A 15067-nucleotide genomic window follows, 5' to 3' on the forward strand; every position below is an offset into this window, starting at 1 on the left:
CGGGGCGTACATTGGCCGCCGCGCACGGCGGCAGGCCCGGGGCGGGAGCACGCGCCCGGACTGGACAGGTCACCACGGTTGGCGGCGGCGTGGAACCTGTTAACGGCCGAGTGGTCAACGCTATGACTGCGACTTGCAAGTCTTTTGCGGAGCGTGAGCAGGAAATTACAGCAATACTACCGGCCGGTCAATATGGAACTTCCAGGCTCTTTCATCAGCCAGTAGCCATATTGCGGCGTGGATGGGCGGACAGCAGTGGCGGCGATAGTCCGGCGGTCAGGACTTCGTCCTGACCGCCGGAACCGTGCCTGCGCAAGATTCATGGTTGTGGATCACGCCGCGGCGGAACCCCATACGCGCCTCTCAGGGCCCCACCGAGAGCCAGAACGACGAAGGGTGCAGGCGGTCGCCCAGGCCTAGGTCCGCCCACAGGTCGTCGAACAGGCCGCCGAGCGCCGGGTCGTCGGTGATGTACGCGTTGGGCAGCTCCACCACGTACCGCCCCCGATCGGCCAGCAGGAACGCCGCCAGCAGGTACTGCTCCGAGTAGGCCCGCCACCGCCACTCCGGCGGATAGTCGCTCGGCAGCAGGATGTCGTGGATGTGGACCAGCACGCCCGGCCGGAGCCGGGGCAGCACCTCGAAGAAGAACACCGTGACGTCGGAGCCCATGAACGCCCGGTGCGAGCCGTCGAAGAAGACGATGTCGCCGGCTTCCAACTCGTCGAACCGGCTGAGGTCGGTGTGCTCCAGCGGTTCGCGGACCACGGTGTCGCACAGCGCGTCGATCTCCGCCCGCGGCGACGGGTCGATCGAGGTGATCGTGGTGCGCAGGCCGTGGTCGGTGATGGCCCGGCGGGCGAACTTCGTCGAGTTGCCCGAGCCGATCTCCAGGTACCGGCGCGGGTTGGTCCCGGCCAGGAACCCGGTCAGCGCCAGTGCGTCGAGCGGCGGCAGCCAGCCGTTGCGCCAGTACGGCGTCGGGTCGGTAAGTTCGGCCTGCAGGGGGATCGCCCGGAAGGCGTCCAGGTAGGCGCGGAAGCCGGACAGGTGCGCGCGGTAGCGGTCCCGCCCCTCGGCGAAACGGGCAGCGAGCTGCGGGTGGACCGGCCGCCCGTAGCCGTAGCGAGGCTGCGGATCGCCGAGGTGGTCGACGAACAGCGGGCGGCGAAGCCCGAATGCGGACAGCACCGTGCCGTGCAAGACCGGGTGGCTGTCGAGGTACCGCACCGGCCCGCGCAGGACCGGCAGCGCGCTGAGGAGCTCGAGGCCGGACGAGGTGCTGACGGCGGCTCGGACCCGCCGCCCCCATCGGCGGACACCGGTTCGGTTGGAAGGCACCGGGAGGGAGGTCATGACGGAGTCCTTTCCAGGGTGAGCGGGGCGGGAACCCGGGCCGTGCGGAACATGCCCAGCGCGGCCAGGACGACCAACGTGGAGGCCGCATCGACGACGGTGATGAGGATCCGGCTCAGCGCCACCACGGTGACCAGGGCCGGACCGGTGAGCAGCGTGGCCAGGGTGAGCCCGAGCACCAGCTCGCGCACGCCGAGGCCGGACGGGAGCACGAGCGCCACCACCCCGGCGACCACCGACAGGGCGAAACCGCCGATGCCGACGGTGAGCGTGGCGATCGGATCGGCGCCGAGCGCGACGGCCAGGACCGCCACGTGGGTACCGCTGATGAGCCAGCCCAGCGCCATCAACCCGGTGGCCTTGCTCAGCGCGGCCCGGCCGGGCATCTCCGGTGTGGTGTTGCGGCGCAGCAGACGGGCGCCGAGGGTCAGCGGCGCGCGGAGCGTTCCGGGAGCCAGGACGGGCACCACGGCGGCGGCGAGCACCGGCAGCAGCAGCCACCACAGTGGACTCACCGCCACCAGGGCGGGCAGGGCGAGCAGCCCGACCAGCAACCCCGCCACCACCGCGAGCCCTTGACTGGCCAGGAAGGCCGCGGCCAGCCGGGCCGGCGGCTCGCCGAGCGAGGTGGCCATGCCGGCGTGCGCCACGGCCGGCCAGACCCCGCCGGGGATGTAGCGGGCGAGACCGCCCACGAAGTACACCCGCAGTGCCTCGCGGGTCCGCAGCCGGGTGCCCAGGCCGCTCAGCAGGATTCGCCAGCCGAACATGCCGGGCAGGCCACCGACACCCGCCAGGACGGCCGCGAGCAGTGCGTTGCCCAGCCCGACCGTTCGGACGCTGTCGACCAGGCCGTGCCGTGCCCGCCACAGCTGGCTGCCGAGGAACAGCACGACCAGCACGTACGCGAGGATGCGCAGTACCGCGAAGATCCGTCGTCTCATCGTGCCCTCCCTACGGTCAGCTCGATCCGCTGCAGGCTGTGGTCCGACATGCCGCGCGGGTCGACGAACTCGTACCGCTGCACCGTCACCGGGTCGGACGTGAACGCCCAGTCGAGGCGCCACAGCTCGACCGGCCAGTACGAGCGCCACGACGCCGGATACAGGGACCGGTTGGCGCTCGCCGCGTCGTGCAGCGAGCCGGTCAGCCACCGGATGTCGCCCATCGCCGGGCTGGTGTTGAAGTCCCCGGCCACGAGGATCGGGTTGCGGTTGCCGCGCACGTCGTTCTCCAAGGAGGTGTACTGCCGGTGCCGCGCAGCGTCGCGGAGGCGCATCTGCCGGTAGAACTTCGCCGACAGCGGGCTCACCAGGTCCAACTGGATCGGCATGTGCACGTTGTAGACCGAGAGGGTTTCGCCGCCCGCGATCACGTCCACGCGTAGCGACTTGACCTGCTCGTACACCTCTCGCCAGCTGCTGGCGGGGGCCGGTTCGGCGGGCAGCGCGACGACGCGCCGTACCGGCAGCCGGGTGAGCGTCAGCAGCTCGCCGCGCTCGATTGCGGTGTAGCCGGGGAAGTCGCCGGGGTGCAGGCCGTTCTCCGCGTACTCCTGCAGCAGGTACACGTCGGCGTCCTGGGCGCGCAGGAAGGCGATGAACCGCGCCGGATCGTCCCAGGCGTCCCACACCTCCGTGTTCCACGACACGACCTTGAGGTGTGTGCCGGCGACGTCCCCGGGCGACGGCAGCAGCGCCGCAGGGTTGAAGCCTGCCTGTGCCCCGCCGACCGCGAGGCCGGCCAGCGCGATCACCAGCGGCCGGCGGCCCAGCCGGAGCAGGGCGGTGCCGGCGGTGAGCACGACCGGTACCACAGCGAAAGCCAGCGGCGGCAGGAGATCCGGCACGTGCCACAGCCACCAGCGACCGCTCAGCACCATGTTGAGCCCGGCGAAGACCAGCCAGGCGACTCCGGATGCCACGACGGCACGCCGTCCGATGTGGACCCTGGCCGGCCGGTCGACCACTGTGGACGTCGTGGGGATGGTCGCGGTCATGCCGCGAGCCCGGTGTACAAGCGGCGGAAGCGCGCGGAGCCGGCCCATTGCGTGAGGCCGACGGCGATCCCGGCCGCGGTGGTGAGGTTCACCAGGTAGTGCAGCGCCACCACGGCGACGGCGAAGCCGGGTCCCCGATGGCGCAGGGCAGCACGGAAGAACCGGCGCTCGCCGAGGTACCAGGCGGTGAAGAACGCCAGCGGGATCAGCGCACCGATCGGGCCGAGCAACGCGGGCGCCGGTGCGGTGGCCAGCGCGAGCGCCGCGGCGAGGCAGCCGCCGGACTGCTGGCTGGTCGCCACCTGAGCGACCCGGCTGCGGTCGAGAAAGAACGGGATGTGCAGCCGGGTGCGGTGGAAGACCTTGCGCAGCACCACCCGCAGCGTCGGATCGTTGTCGTGCTTGCCGCGCACCGCCCTGGCGAGCAGCATCCGGTACCGCGCGCCGAGCCGCCGGCCGAAGTCGGCGCCCTCGGTCTCGCGCAGGTGCGGCAGGAACCCGCCCAGCTCCGCGTAGACGATCGCGGGGATGGCCATGATGGCGGTCGGCACGAAGTCGTGCAACTCGCCGGCCGCCGCCTCCAGCCAGTAGTACTGGTGGAAGTTGCGGTACCGCTCGACGACCCCGTTGACGATGAGCGGTTCCGGCTCGTAGGTGCCGGCGACCACGCCGACGGTGGGATCGGCCCGCAGCGCGGCGACCGCATTGGCCACCGCGTCCGGGTGCATGGCCACGTCCGAGTCGACGAAGACCAGGATCGCGCCCGACGCCTCGGCCGCACCGAGGTTGCGGGCGACCGCGACACCGCCGTTGACGCCGGTGGACACGACCCGCGCGCCGCGGGCCTGCGCGACCGCGACCGAGTCGTCCGTGCTGCAGTCGTCGACGACCAGGATTTCGAGCGGCTGGTAGGTCTGCCGTTGCGCGGCCTCGACGCACAGGCCGATCGTGGCGCCGTAGTTGTAGTTCGGGATGATCACGGAGACCAGTGGAGAGCTCATGGTGTCGTACCGATCGTGAAGCGGCGGCTCGGGCCGAAGGTCGGGTCGGTGAGGATGCGCAGCAGGCCGCGGGCACAGCCGGCCAGCAGCGCTATGTGCAGGAGCAGGTTGACGCCCGTGAAGTACGCCAGGTAGGCAAGACCCTTGCGACGGACCACGAATCGGGCCAGCGGCGGGTCGGCCACCGCGAAGGCGGCCAGCAGTGCGCCGGGCACGGCCAGCAGCACCGGGTTGAGCAGGCCCAGCGGCAACGTCGCCAGCATGAGCGCCACCACGGCCACGCCGGTGGTGCGGTTGACGGCCAGCCCGCCGCGGCGCATCCGGTTGCGGGCCGAGAAGGGGATGAGCTGCGCCCGCCGGTACTGCTCGTGCAGCGCGTCCGGCAGCCGGTCCACCTCGTCGTGGTAGCCGACCATCGTGTCGGTGAGCCGGATCTGGTAGCGGGTCCGGAGCCGTTCGCTGTACTCGTCGTCCTCCGCGCTGCGCAGCCGCTCGTCGAACCCGCCGATCTCGTCGAAGACCCGGCGCGGCATCGCGGCCAGCGCGAACACCGCGGTCTCGGTCCGCCCGACCTGCCGGGTCAGCACGAAGTGCAGGTGCAGCACCCGGTGGCGCTCCACCGGGCCGTCGTCGATGAGCGGCTCCGGCCCGTACACGCCGAAGACGCAGCCGCAGTCCGGCTCCTCGGCCAGGATTCGGACGGCCTGCTCGATCGCGTCCGGGGCCAGCGCGACGTCGGAGTCGACGAAGAAGACGACGTCGCCGTTGCTGGCCGCCACCCCGGTGTTGCGGGCGGCCGACACGCCCCGGTTGACCGCGTGCCGCACCACCGTCGCCCCGGCCGCCTCCGCGATCCGGACCGAGTCGTCGGTGCTGCAGTCGTCGACCACGATCACCTCGATCGGCTCGACGGTCTGCCGCTGGACCGAGTGCAGACAGGCGCCCAGGGTCTTGCCGTAGTTGTGATTGGGGATGACCACCGAGACGTTCATGACTGTCCTCCCAGGACGATCCGCACCTGTTGCGCCCGGTGGTCGGAGAGCCCGTCCGAGGCCACCAGCCGGTAGTCGCCGGCGACCAGCCCGGCCGTGGTGAAGGTCCAGTCGACCCGCCACAGCGGCAGATCGGCCGGCCACGACCCCGGGTACAGCGCGGTGCTGGCGTCGTGCAGGGTCGCGCGCAGAGCATCGATGTCACCCATCGCCGGGCTGGTGTTGAAGTCCCCGGCGATGATCGCGGGACCGTGGTTCGCGGCGAGGTCGGCCTGCAGCCCGGCCAGCTGACGGTGCCGCCGCTCGTCGCGTTCCTGGATCAGGGTGAAGAACCGCCGGCTCACCGCGAGGTCGATCTGGACCGGCAGGTGCACGTTGTAGGCCGAGATGACGCGCCCGCCGACGTCGAGATCGGTGCGCAGCACCTTGGCCGCGACGAACACCTGGGCGAAGTCGGCCGGGCGGCCGGCCAGGTCGCGGTCCGGGCCGACCGGCGGCCGGGCCACGATCGGAAAGCGGCTGAGCGTCAGCAGCTCACCGCGGCTGGCGATCGAGTAGCCGGGGAACGCCACCCGCAGCGCCGCCTCGTCGTCCACCTGCCGCGCGCCGTCCAGCCCGGCCGCCTCGTCCCAGTGCAGGTACTCCTGCAGCAGGTAGACGTCGGCGTGCTGCGCCCGCAGGAACGCGTAGAACCGGTCCCGCGGGACGTTCTCGCCCCAGTACTCGGTGTTCCACGCGAACAACCGCAGACCCGGGCCCGTTCCGGCCGCTCCACCCTGGACATTGAGGCCGTTGTACGGCCAGCCGAGCGCAGCGGCCGCGACGGTCCCCGCCAGGACCAGCCAGGTGGCGTTGACCGGCACCCGACGGCCGAGCACCCGCGCGGCCGGCACCGCGGCGGCCAGGAGGACCGGCACGGCCACGAACGTCAGCGGCGGCGCCAGGTCGGGCAGCAGCCAGAGCCACCAGCGGCCGGTGAGCAGGTGCTGCAGGCACACAAAGGACAGCCAGGCTCCGGTCACGGCGACCAGGACCCACGTAGCCCGGCACCAGCCGCGCCACGGACGGCTCACGCCGCGACCGCCCGGATCGGTCGCGGCTGCGGAGCGAAGTCGTACAGGGTGCGGAACTCCCGTGACACCAGCCATTGCAGCGCGCCGAAGCCCGCGCCGGCCATGATGGCCAGGTTCTGCAGTACCTGCACCCCGGTGAAGAACAGGCCGAAGCCGATCCCCCGGCGGCGGAACACGAACCGGTACATTTCGGCGTCGCACCCGATCGACACGGCGAGCAGCACAGCCGGTACCAGAGCGAAGAAAGGACCGGCCAAGACCACCGGAACGCTCAGGACCGCGGCGGTGGCGGCGACGCTGCTGAAGATGCGGGCCGAGGTCTCGAAGCCCTTGGCGAACCTGCGCCGTCTGGTGTAGAGCGGTACGCGCAGCCGGGAGCGGTGGAACAGCTTGCGCAGCAACGGCCAGAGCCGCGGCTCGTCGCGGTGCCGGCCGGACAGCGCCGAGGTGAGCAGCACCTGGTACCGGGTCGACAGCCGCTGGCCGTACTCGACCTCTTCGGTCTCGCGCAGCCGCTCGTCGAACGGGCCCATCTCGGCGAAGACGTCGGCCCGCATCGCGCAGATCGCGCTGAACAGGAAGGAAACCACGCCCTCGGAGCTGATCCGCCAGTAGTGCGCCTGGAGGCACCGGCACTCCTGCAGCAGACTGTCGCGCTTGAGCGGAACGTCGTCGAGCATGCCGCAGATCGCGCCGGCCTCGGGCCGGGCGGCCAGCAGCGCCGTGGCCCGCTCGATCACGGTCGGCGCCAATTCGACGTCCGAGTCGAGAAAGAGCAGCACGTCGCCGGACGCGAGCTGCGCGCCGAGGTTGCGCGCCGCCGCCGGTCCGCTGTTGACGGGGGTACTGGCGACCCGGACGCCGGCGGCCTCGGCGATCCCCCGAGAGTCGTCGGTGCTGCGATCGTCGATAAACAGGATCTCCAGTGGCGGCACGGTCTGCGCGCGGACGGCCGCGATGGTGCGCTCGAGGGAGTCCGCGTGGTTGTAGTTGGGCATGATGACCGAGACCCGGGGTGCGGACACGGCGTCTTCTCCTTGGTCGATGAGCTCTGGTCAGTCGATGAGGGCCTGGAGCCGGTGGGCGAGCGCCGGGTTGTGTGAGAGCACCAGCGCGGTGACGAAGAGCAGGCCCCACACCAGGGCCGTACCGACGATCGCGCGGTCGCGGAGCAGGACGAGGACGGGGTCGCCGACGCCGCGCACCAGGACCGCCTGGATGTACCGCGCGAGCGCGAAGAGGGCCAGCGGTACCGAGGCCAGCGTCGTCGGCTCCGCGAACGGGCCGAGTTGGGCGTCGCCCCGCAGGTACAGCAGGAACGCCACGGCGGTGAGGACCGCGGTCAGCTGGATCAGGTGGTCGGTGACCTCGACGGTGTAGCCGCGCAGGGCGGGCCGGTGCTCGATGCCGCCGACCGACAGCTCCTGCCGCCGCTTGCCGAGGACCAGCAGCAGGCACAGCGAGAAGACCGCCACGAGCAGCCAGGTGGCCACGGGCGCACCGGCGGTGAGGTACCCCTCCAGGACCCGCAGGACGAACCCGGCGGCGACGCAGCCGGCGTCCACCAGCGGTACGTGCTTGAGCAGCCGGCAGTACAGGACGTTGAGCACCAGGTAGGCCAGGATCGGGCCGGACGGCACGGCCGGGACGGCGATGAGCAGCACGGCGAGCAGCCCCAGGACACCGGCGGCGACCGCCACGGCGAGGGCGGTGGAGACCCGGCCGGAGGCGATGGGTCGCAGCCGCTTCACCGGGTGCAGCCGGTCGCGGGCGCGGTCGGCGAGGTCGTTGCCGAAGTACACGGCGATCGAGGCGAGCGTGAACGCGACGGTGGCCAGCAGGACGTGGCCGGCGGTGGTCGCGGTGATCGTGGGCACGGCGAGCAGGGCGGCCGGGACCACCAGGACGTTCTTGGCCCAGTGGACCGGCCGGGCGACCCGGATGAGGTCGGGCAGGAGACGGGTAGGGACGGCGGTGGGTGCGGTGGTTTCCAGAGTCGTCATCGTGGTTCCCGTCTCAGAAGAGCACCTTGGCGGCGGCGAGAGCCCCCTGCTTCCAGGGCTCCCGGCTGGTGACCCCGTTGCCGGACGGCGAGCCGCGCTGATCGCGCCACCAGTCGAACGTGGCCAGGATCGTGTCCCGGTTGGACCGGACGGGCGCGTAGCCGAGGCGGTCCTGGGCTTTGGCGATGCTCACGTAGGAGTCGGCGAGCAGCTTGTGCAGCAGCCGCCCGTACACCGGGGACAGCCCGACGCGCTGCAGCAGCGAGAGTACTGCCACCGCTGTGCGGCCCGGCAGCCCGACGACGTGCTTGCCATGCCCGGCGGCGTCGAGCACCGCCTGGAAGTCCTCGCGGATCGTGCCGAACTCGGCGGCGGCGATGTTGTAGGTGTCGGTCGCGACGTCCGGCGGTGCGGCGAGGGTGGTCTCGATCGCGGTGACCAGGTCTTCGACGGCCAGCATCTGCACCCGGACGTCGCCGCGGCCGAGGACCGGGAAGTTCCGGCCCTCCTCGGCCCACTCGAACAGCATCGCGAACAGCCCCATCCGGCCCGGCCCGAGGAACGTCTTGGGCCGCAGGGTGGTGAGGCACATCCCGTCGGCGCGGGCCTTGTCCGCCACGACTTCGGCGTCGGCCTTGGCCTCGCTGTAGGTGTCGACCGGCTCGCGCGGGTGCTCCTCGGTGGTGGGCACGACCTTCGGCAGGCCGTAGACCGCGGTCGAGCTGATCTGCACCACGCGCGGTACACCGGCGTCCCCCGCCGCGTCGAGCACGCTGCGGGTACCGTCGACGATCACTGATCGGATCACGTCGGCCGGGTAGCTGGGCAGCGCCGAGGCGCAGTGCACGACCGCGGTCGCGCCGGTGAACGCCCGCCGCATGGCGGTGGTGTCACGGATGTCGGCCTCGACGTGCTCCAGCCGGGGGTGCGCAGGCACGGTGCTGCCGCGCCGGTCGACCCCACGGACCCGCTCGCCCGTCGAGAGCAGCCGCTCGACCAGGTGCGTGCCGAGCATGCCGGCCGCGCCGGTCACCACGACGGTCATCGCCCGGTCACCTTCTCGCGGACGAACGAGGTGAGCAGCCGGGGCAGGCCGCGGCTGAGCGTGGCGTCGAGGCTGTCCAGGAAGTGCTCCACGTCGTCGTCGGAGACGACCAGGCTGGGCGCGACCATGAGCGGGTTCTCGACGTTCGGGCTGTAATAGGTGACGATCCCGTGCTCGCGGAACAGGTGGGAGATCACCGACAGCGTGATGAGCTTGGTCTTGAATCGCGGGTCGTGCGCGAAGCCGGGCACCAGCTTGCCGGCCAGGTCCAGGATCCGCGGGCCGCCGTCGAGGAAGACGCCCCACAGCGCCCCGGCGCCCTTGACCTCGCGGACGACGTCCGGGTGGGCCTTGGCGATGCGTTGCAGCTCAGGGCCGAGCATCGCCTCCAGCCGCCGGGCGCGGGCCGGGTAGTCGTCCTCGACCACGACGTTGACCGCTTCGATCGCGGTGGCGGTCTCCTCGCCGAAGCCGTAGTACGTGGTGCTGTGCAGGATCACGTCGGCCAGCCGGTCGTACGCCTTGCGGAACACCGGTTCCCGCGCGGTGTAGCCGGAGATTGACGCCTTGCCGCCACCGAGCGACTTCGAGTACGTCAGGATGTCCGGTACCAGGCCGGCGTGCCGCATGAAAGAGAACAGGCTGCCGGTCTTGCCCCAGCCGGTGTAGATCTCGTCGAAGATCAGGATGATGTCGTTGCGGTCGCAGAGCGTGCGCACGGCGCGCAGGTCGGCTTCGGACCAGTGACGCAGGCTGGAGGCGCTGAACGGCTCCAGCATGATCGCGTAGACGTCGCAGCCGCCGTCCGGGCGCCGGGCCGCCTCGATCGCCGCGGTGAGCCCGGCCAGATCGCCGTACGGGTAGACGCCGATGTTCGGCAGGCCCGGGAAGGCGAACGCGTTCTCGGTCGAACCGGTCAGGCTGCCCGCGCCCAGGGTCTTGCCGTGGAAACTGATGTCGGCCCGCAGGATCGTGTTGCGGCTGCCGCCGTGGTACTTGTACGCCATCTTGATGGCGCCCTCGTTGGCCTCGGCGCCGGAGTTGGGGAAGTACGAGATGTTCAGATCGCCGGGCAGCAGCGCGGCCACGTTGTGGCTCAGCGCGGCCAGGTAGGGCGAGAAGAACGCCTTGTGGACCTCCATCCGGCCCTGCTCGCTGTACTGCTGCCGGGCCCGCAGGATGCGGGGGTGGTTGTGGCCGTGGTTGAGCACGCCGACGCCGCCGGTGAAGTCGAGCACGCGCCGGCCGCCACGCAGCCAGATCGACGCGCCCTCGGCCCGCTCGACCAGCTCCCGGCCGAAGCCGAATGTGGTCATCAACGAGACCTGACTGCGGCTGACGTAGCGGCGGTAGAGCTCGTGCACCTCCTTGGTGGACAGCTGATGCACCCGGTCCAGGCTGATCAGTTCCTGCTGCATGTTGCCGCCTCTTTCGAAGTACCGATAGGGAAGCTGGCGGCAGTGCAACGTGATGACCTATCCGGCGGGCATCCGGCGGCTATCCAGTCGACCGGGGCCGGCCGGCCGCCAGGTCCACGACGATGAGGCGGGGCCCGTGCAGCCCGCGGACCATGGCGGCGAGCAGCACGGCCCTCGGCTCGGCGCCGGTGAGGAGCACGTCGGCGGCGGTCCGCAGCCGGGTGGGCAGGCGCCGCTCGCCGACATTCAGCACGACCGCGCCCGCGGCGAGCCAGCTGGCCCGTAGCGGGGCCGCGTGCACCGCGTCGATCGGGAGCACGAGATCGGCGCCGCGTACCACATCGCGGGCGTGCCGGTCGACGCACAGCTGGACACCGCGGCGGCGCAGCGGCTCGACCAGCCGGTCCCACAGCTCGTCGGCGGCCCGGTCGTCGGGGTCGAAGAGCGCGACCTGGCTGACCGTGGGCAGCAGGTCCGGCAACAGCGCGAGGTATTCGTCGGCGAGCGCGCCGGCGCCGAGCAGACCGACGGTGAGCACCCCTCGGTTGACCAGCGCGCCGGCGACTGTCAGCCCCAGGCGCGCGGTGTGGTGCGGGAGGGCGTCGCCGTGAACCACAACCTGAGACTGTGCCGCGCCGGACCAGCGGTGCGCTATCCATGGCGCGTCGCCAGTCCGGAATAGCGGATGAATAGGTCATCGAAATGTGGCGATGCTCCCGTGTTCCCGGCGGTACCACAGGGGTATCCGGCAACCGGGAGGGACACAGAGATGACGCGCAAGCTCGACACCAACTGGGGCAGCCCGCTCACGCCGGCGGGGTCAGCCCGCTGATCCGTTGCCGGAGCCCGCGAACCTCCGCGGTGTCGTCGTCACGATCGGCATCGCCCAGCAGGGCTGCGGCGCTTACCGCGGCACGCATGGCGCCGTGTGTGTCGCCGAGGCGCAATCGCGACTCGCCCAGGACGACCAGCGCGTTGACCTGCTGCACGGTCGCCCCGACCGCACCGAACGTCCTTGCCGCGGCACTGAGCCACTCGTCAGCCCGCAGCGGCTCGTCCCGCTCGATGTCCAGCATGCCGAGCGCCTGCTGGGCGTGCGCCTCCACCAGCCGGTCGCCGAGCTCCCCGGCCAGCTGCAATACCTGCGACAAGGCGGTCTCCGCCGCCCCGTGCCGCCCCTCGCGGTGCCGGATCCGGCCGAGGCCCAGCAACGCGTATGCCTCACCGAGCCGATCGCGGTGGTCCCGGGTCAACCGCAGGACCTGATGGAACGCCTCCGCGCCACGATCCAGCTCGTCCCGCCGCAGGTAGACCTCGCCGAGCCGGAACAGGATCTGCCCCTCCACCCGGCGGCTGCCAGCGATCTGGGCGATCACCAGTGCGTCGTCGAGCATCTTCTGCGCCTGGTTGGCGTCGCCCGCGTCCAGCCGGAGCGCGGCCAGGCTGGACAGCACGTGCGCCACCGCGATCTGGTCGCCGGCCTCGCGCAGGATCGGCAATGCCTGCTCGTACCCAAGGCGGGCCAGGTCCGGCCGTCCGGCGATCCGGTCGAGGAAGGCGAGGTTGCGCAGGACCAGCCCCCGCCCGTGGTGATCGTCGCAGGCGGTGAAGCCGTCGAGGGCCTGGCGCAGCCGGTCGCCCGCGTCGGCGTAGCGCTGTTCGACGATGTGCAGCGCACCCAGCGCGTATTGCATGGCGGCCATGCCCCGCCGGTTGTCCATCTGCCGGACCAGTGCGAGTGCCAGCTCGGCCGATTCCCGCCAGTCCGCCAGGTAACTGCGCCCCTCGAACAGCGTGACCAGCGTCAGCGCGAGGTCCCAGGCCAGCTCGTCCCAGCAGTTGCGGACCGCCTGGCGCAGCGCGGCGGTGAGGGCCTGCCGCTCGGCCTCCAGCCAGCCGAGGGGCTGCTCCAGCAGGGTGGCGGTCGCGCTCTTCGGCACAACCCAGCGGGGCTCGGTGCCGTGCAGGACGGTGTACTGCCCACCGTACTCGCGGCGGTGCGCCTCCTCGGCCAGGTACAGCCAGCCGGCGAGGGCCCGCCGGACCGCAGCGGCCCGCTGCTCGTCCGGCTCCTCGGACTGGGCCCGCTCCCGCGCGAACACCCGCACCAGGTTGAGCAGCCGGAACCGGACCGGCAAGTCGGGCGTCTCGGTGAGCACCGCCAGCAGGTGCGCCCCGACCAGGTCGTCGACCAGATCCTCGGCGTCGTCCAAGGCCACGTCGAGCAGCGCGGCGGCGGTCCACGCGCCGAACTCGGGCGCGTCGAGGCAGGCCAGCAGCCGCAGCAGCCGCTGGGCGTCGGGGCCGAGGCCGGAGTAGCTCACCGCGATGCTGGCCCGTACCCCGAGCGCACCGTGCTCCAGCTCGTCGAGCCGGCGGGTCTCGTCGCGCATCCGGCCGATCAGCCGGCTGGGCTTCCAGTGCGGGCGGGAGGCGAGCCTGGCCCCGGCGATCCGCAGGGCGAGCGGCAGCCCGCCGCAGAGCGAGGCCAGCTCGGTCAGTGCCGCGTCGTCGCGGCTGGCCCGGGTGGCTCCGACCACGGCCGCGAGCAGGTCGACCGACGGCTCTGGCGGCAGCACGTCGAGCAACACGTGCTCGGCACCGGGCAGCGCGGTCAGCCGCTGCCGGCTGGTCACGATGACGGCGGCCGGTTCGTTGCCGGGTAACAGCGGTAGCACCTGGGTCTCGTCGGTGGCGCTGTCGAGCAGGATGAGCATCCGCCGGTCCGAGATCAGGTCGCGGTAGATCTCGCCGAGGGCGTCGACGCCGCCGGGTATGGCCAGCCCGTTGACGCCGAGCGCGCGCAGGAACCGGCCGAGGATCTCCACCGGGTGGACGGGCCAGGTGCCGTCGGACAAGTTCGCGTACAGCGTGCCGTCGGGGAACGCGTCGCGCAGGCTGTGCGCGACGTGCAGCGCAAGGGCGGACTTGCCGACCCCGCCGGGGCCGGAGATAGCGACGATCGCCGGTTGCCGGGTCGCGCTGCGGCCGGTTGCGCCGGTGACCGCCGAGGTGACCCGGGCCACCTCGGCGGCGCGGCCGGTAAAATCCGCGGTGTCCAGCGGAAGCTGGTTCGGCGCCACCGGACGAGGCCGTGCCGCCCTTGGCGGATCCTCGACCGCCGGCACAGACATCCCGGCCCGTTCACGGGGTGGCTCCGGTGCGGCCGGTCCTCCCGGAGCCCCGGCGAGCACCAGCTGTTCGATGCGGCGCAACTCCGCCCCCGGTTCGAGGCCGAGTTCGTCGACCAGGACGGCACGCGCCTGCCGGTACACGTCCAGGGCTTTGGCGCGTCGACCGGAGCGGTGCAGCGCGGTCATCAGTGCGCCGTAGAACCACTCGTGCAGCGGGTGCTGAACGATCAGCTCGCCCAGTTCCCCCACCAGCTCGGCGTGGCGGCCGAGCCGCAGATCGACCTCGATGCGCCGCTCCAGCACGGCGAGCCGCCGCTCTTCGAGGTGGTAGGCGCTGGCCCGCAGTATCGGGCCCGTCAGCCCGGCGAGCGGCGGACCGCGCCACAGCTCCAGTGCGGAGCGGAACAGTGCGGCGGCCTCGTGCAGCTCACCGTCGGCGGCCAGCTTGGTCGCCTGCGCCGCCTGCTCCTCGAACTGCTGAGCATCGAGCCGCGCGCCGGTCAGCATCAGCGCGTACCCGGGCGGGCGGGTCTCGATGACCACCAGCGGGCCAGCCGACGCCGCGGCGGCGAACACCCGCCGGAGGGTGGAGACGCAGATCTGGACCTGCGAGCGCGCGGTGGCCGGCGGGTTCTCGTCCCAGAGCACCTCGATCAACCGGTCGGTGGGGACCATCCGGCCCGCCTCGAGGCATAACGCGGCCAGCGCCGAGTGGGTCCGCGGCCCGCCGAGCTGGAGCGACCGGCCGTCGACCGAGACTTCGACCGGCCCGAGGATGCCGATGTCCATGCCGCTCCGCTCTCCAGCCGTCTTCTCCAGCCGCAGTTGAGGAAGGAGATCCAGGATGGTGAATGGAGCGTAGCGCGTACGTGATTACTTGACCACACGAAGTAATCGGCCACTGGTACCCCAGTCAGGCGGAATCGGTCAATGTCGCCGGACGAAAGTCTGAACGGTCGTCACTTCGCTCACGTCGGCCGTTGTAATGGCGGGCATATTCATCGAGTGTTCGGCACATGCGTCGTGATGATGCCCGACGGCACGGC

At 71.6% G+C, this 15067-nt stretch carries 12 protein-coding genes; all 12 read right to left on the bottom strand.

What is annotated here, in order from left to right; translation table 11 throughout:
* Positions 1 to 363: 363 nt before the first annotated feature.
* On the bottom strand, positions 364 to 1356 hold the full coding sequence (locus tag ACGFI8_RS18275) for a class I SAM-dependent methyltransferase (protein ID WP_392806214.1): 993 nt from the start codon (positions 1354 to 1356) through the stop codon (positions 364 to 366).
* Positions 1353 to 2300 carry a hypothetical protein gene (locus tag ACGFI8_RS18280; protein ID WP_392806217.1) on the bottom strand — a complete coding sequence of 316 codons (948 nt, stop codon included), beginning with the start codon at positions 2298 to 2300 and terminating at the stop codon, positions 1353 to 1355. Before ACGFI8_RS18280 ends, ACGFI8_RS18275 begins: the two co-directional genes overlap by 4 nt.
* Positions 2297 to 3355 carry an endonuclease/exonuclease/phosphatase family protein gene (locus ACGFI8_RS18285; protein ID WP_392806220.1) on the bottom strand — a complete coding sequence of 353 codons (1059 nt, stop codon included), beginning with the start codon at positions 3353 to 3355 and terminating at the stop codon, positions 2297 to 2299. Before ACGFI8_RS18285 ends, ACGFI8_RS18280 begins: the two co-directional genes overlap by 4 nt.
* Complete coding sequence (locus ACGFI8_RS18290) at positions 3352 to 4356, bottom strand: glycosyltransferase family 2 protein (protein WP_392806223.1); 1005 nt, start codon at positions 4354 to 4356, stop codon at positions 3352 to 3354. The genes ACGFI8_RS18285 and ACGFI8_RS18290 overlap by 4 nt, the downstream gene beginning before the upstream one ends.
* Positions 4353 to 5348: a glycosyltransferase family 2 protein gene (locus tag ACGFI8_RS18295; RefSeq protein WP_392806225.1), complete on the bottom strand. Its 996-nt coding sequence runs from the start codon at positions 5346 to 5348 to the stop codon at positions 4353 to 4355. Before ACGFI8_RS18295 ends, ACGFI8_RS18290 begins: the two co-directional genes overlap by 4 nt.
* Positions 5345 to 6421 carry an endonuclease/exonuclease/phosphatase family protein gene (locus ACGFI8_RS18300; RefSeq protein ID WP_392806227.1) on the bottom strand — a complete coding sequence of 359 codons (1077 nt, stop codon included), beginning with the start codon at positions 6419 to 6421 and terminating at the stop codon, positions 5345 to 5347. The genes ACGFI8_RS18295 and ACGFI8_RS18300 overlap by 4 nt, the downstream gene beginning before the upstream one ends.
* Entirely contained in the window at positions 6418 to 7446 is a 1029-nt protein-coding gene (locus ACGFI8_RS18305) for a glycosyltransferase family 2 protein (protein ID WP_392806229.1), read from the bottom strand. The genes ACGFI8_RS18300 and ACGFI8_RS18305 overlap by 4 nt, the downstream gene beginning before the upstream one ends.
* Before the next feature lie 30 nt (positions 7447 to 7476).
* A complete protein-coding gene (locus ACGFI8_RS18310) occupies positions 7477 to 8424 on the bottom strand; it encodes a UbiA prenyltransferase family protein (protein ID WP_392806231.1) in 948 nt (315 codons plus the stop codon).
* A 13-nt stretch (positions 8425 to 8437) separates the two neighbouring features.
* A complete protein-coding gene (locus tag ACGFI8_RS18315; RefSeq protein ID WP_392806233.1) occupies positions 8438 to 9469 on the bottom strand; it encodes an NAD-dependent epimerase/dehydratase family protein in 1032 nt (343 codons plus the stop codon).
* Positions 9466 to 10785, bottom strand: coding sequence for an aspartate aminotransferase family protein (locus ACGFI8_RS18320; RefSeq protein WP_392806400.1), 1320 nt, complete (start codon positions 10783 to 10785; stop codon positions 9466 to 9468). The genes ACGFI8_RS18315 and ACGFI8_RS18320 overlap by 4 nt, the downstream gene beginning before the upstream one ends.
* Positions 10786 to 10966: 181 nt before the next feature.
* Positions 10967 to 11503, bottom strand: coding sequence for a hypothetical protein (locus ACGFI8_RS18325; RefSeq protein ID WP_392806235.1), 537 nt, complete (start codon positions 11501 to 11503; stop codon positions 10967 to 10969).
* 190 nt (positions 11504 to 11693) lie between these two features.
* Positions 11694 to 14810 carry a BTAD domain-containing putative transcriptional regulator gene (locus tag ACGFI8_RS18330; RefSeq protein WP_392806237.1) on the bottom strand — a complete coding sequence of 1039 codons (3117 nt, stop codon included), beginning with the start codon at positions 14808 to 14810 and terminating at the stop codon, positions 11694 to 11696.
* Positions 14811 to 15067: the final 257 nt, after the last annotated feature.

This window comes from Dactylosporangium sp. NPDC048998 (assembly GCF_043197855.1).
GTDB lineage: Bacteria > Actinomycetota > Actinomycetes > Mycobacteriales > Micromonosporaceae > Dactylosporangium.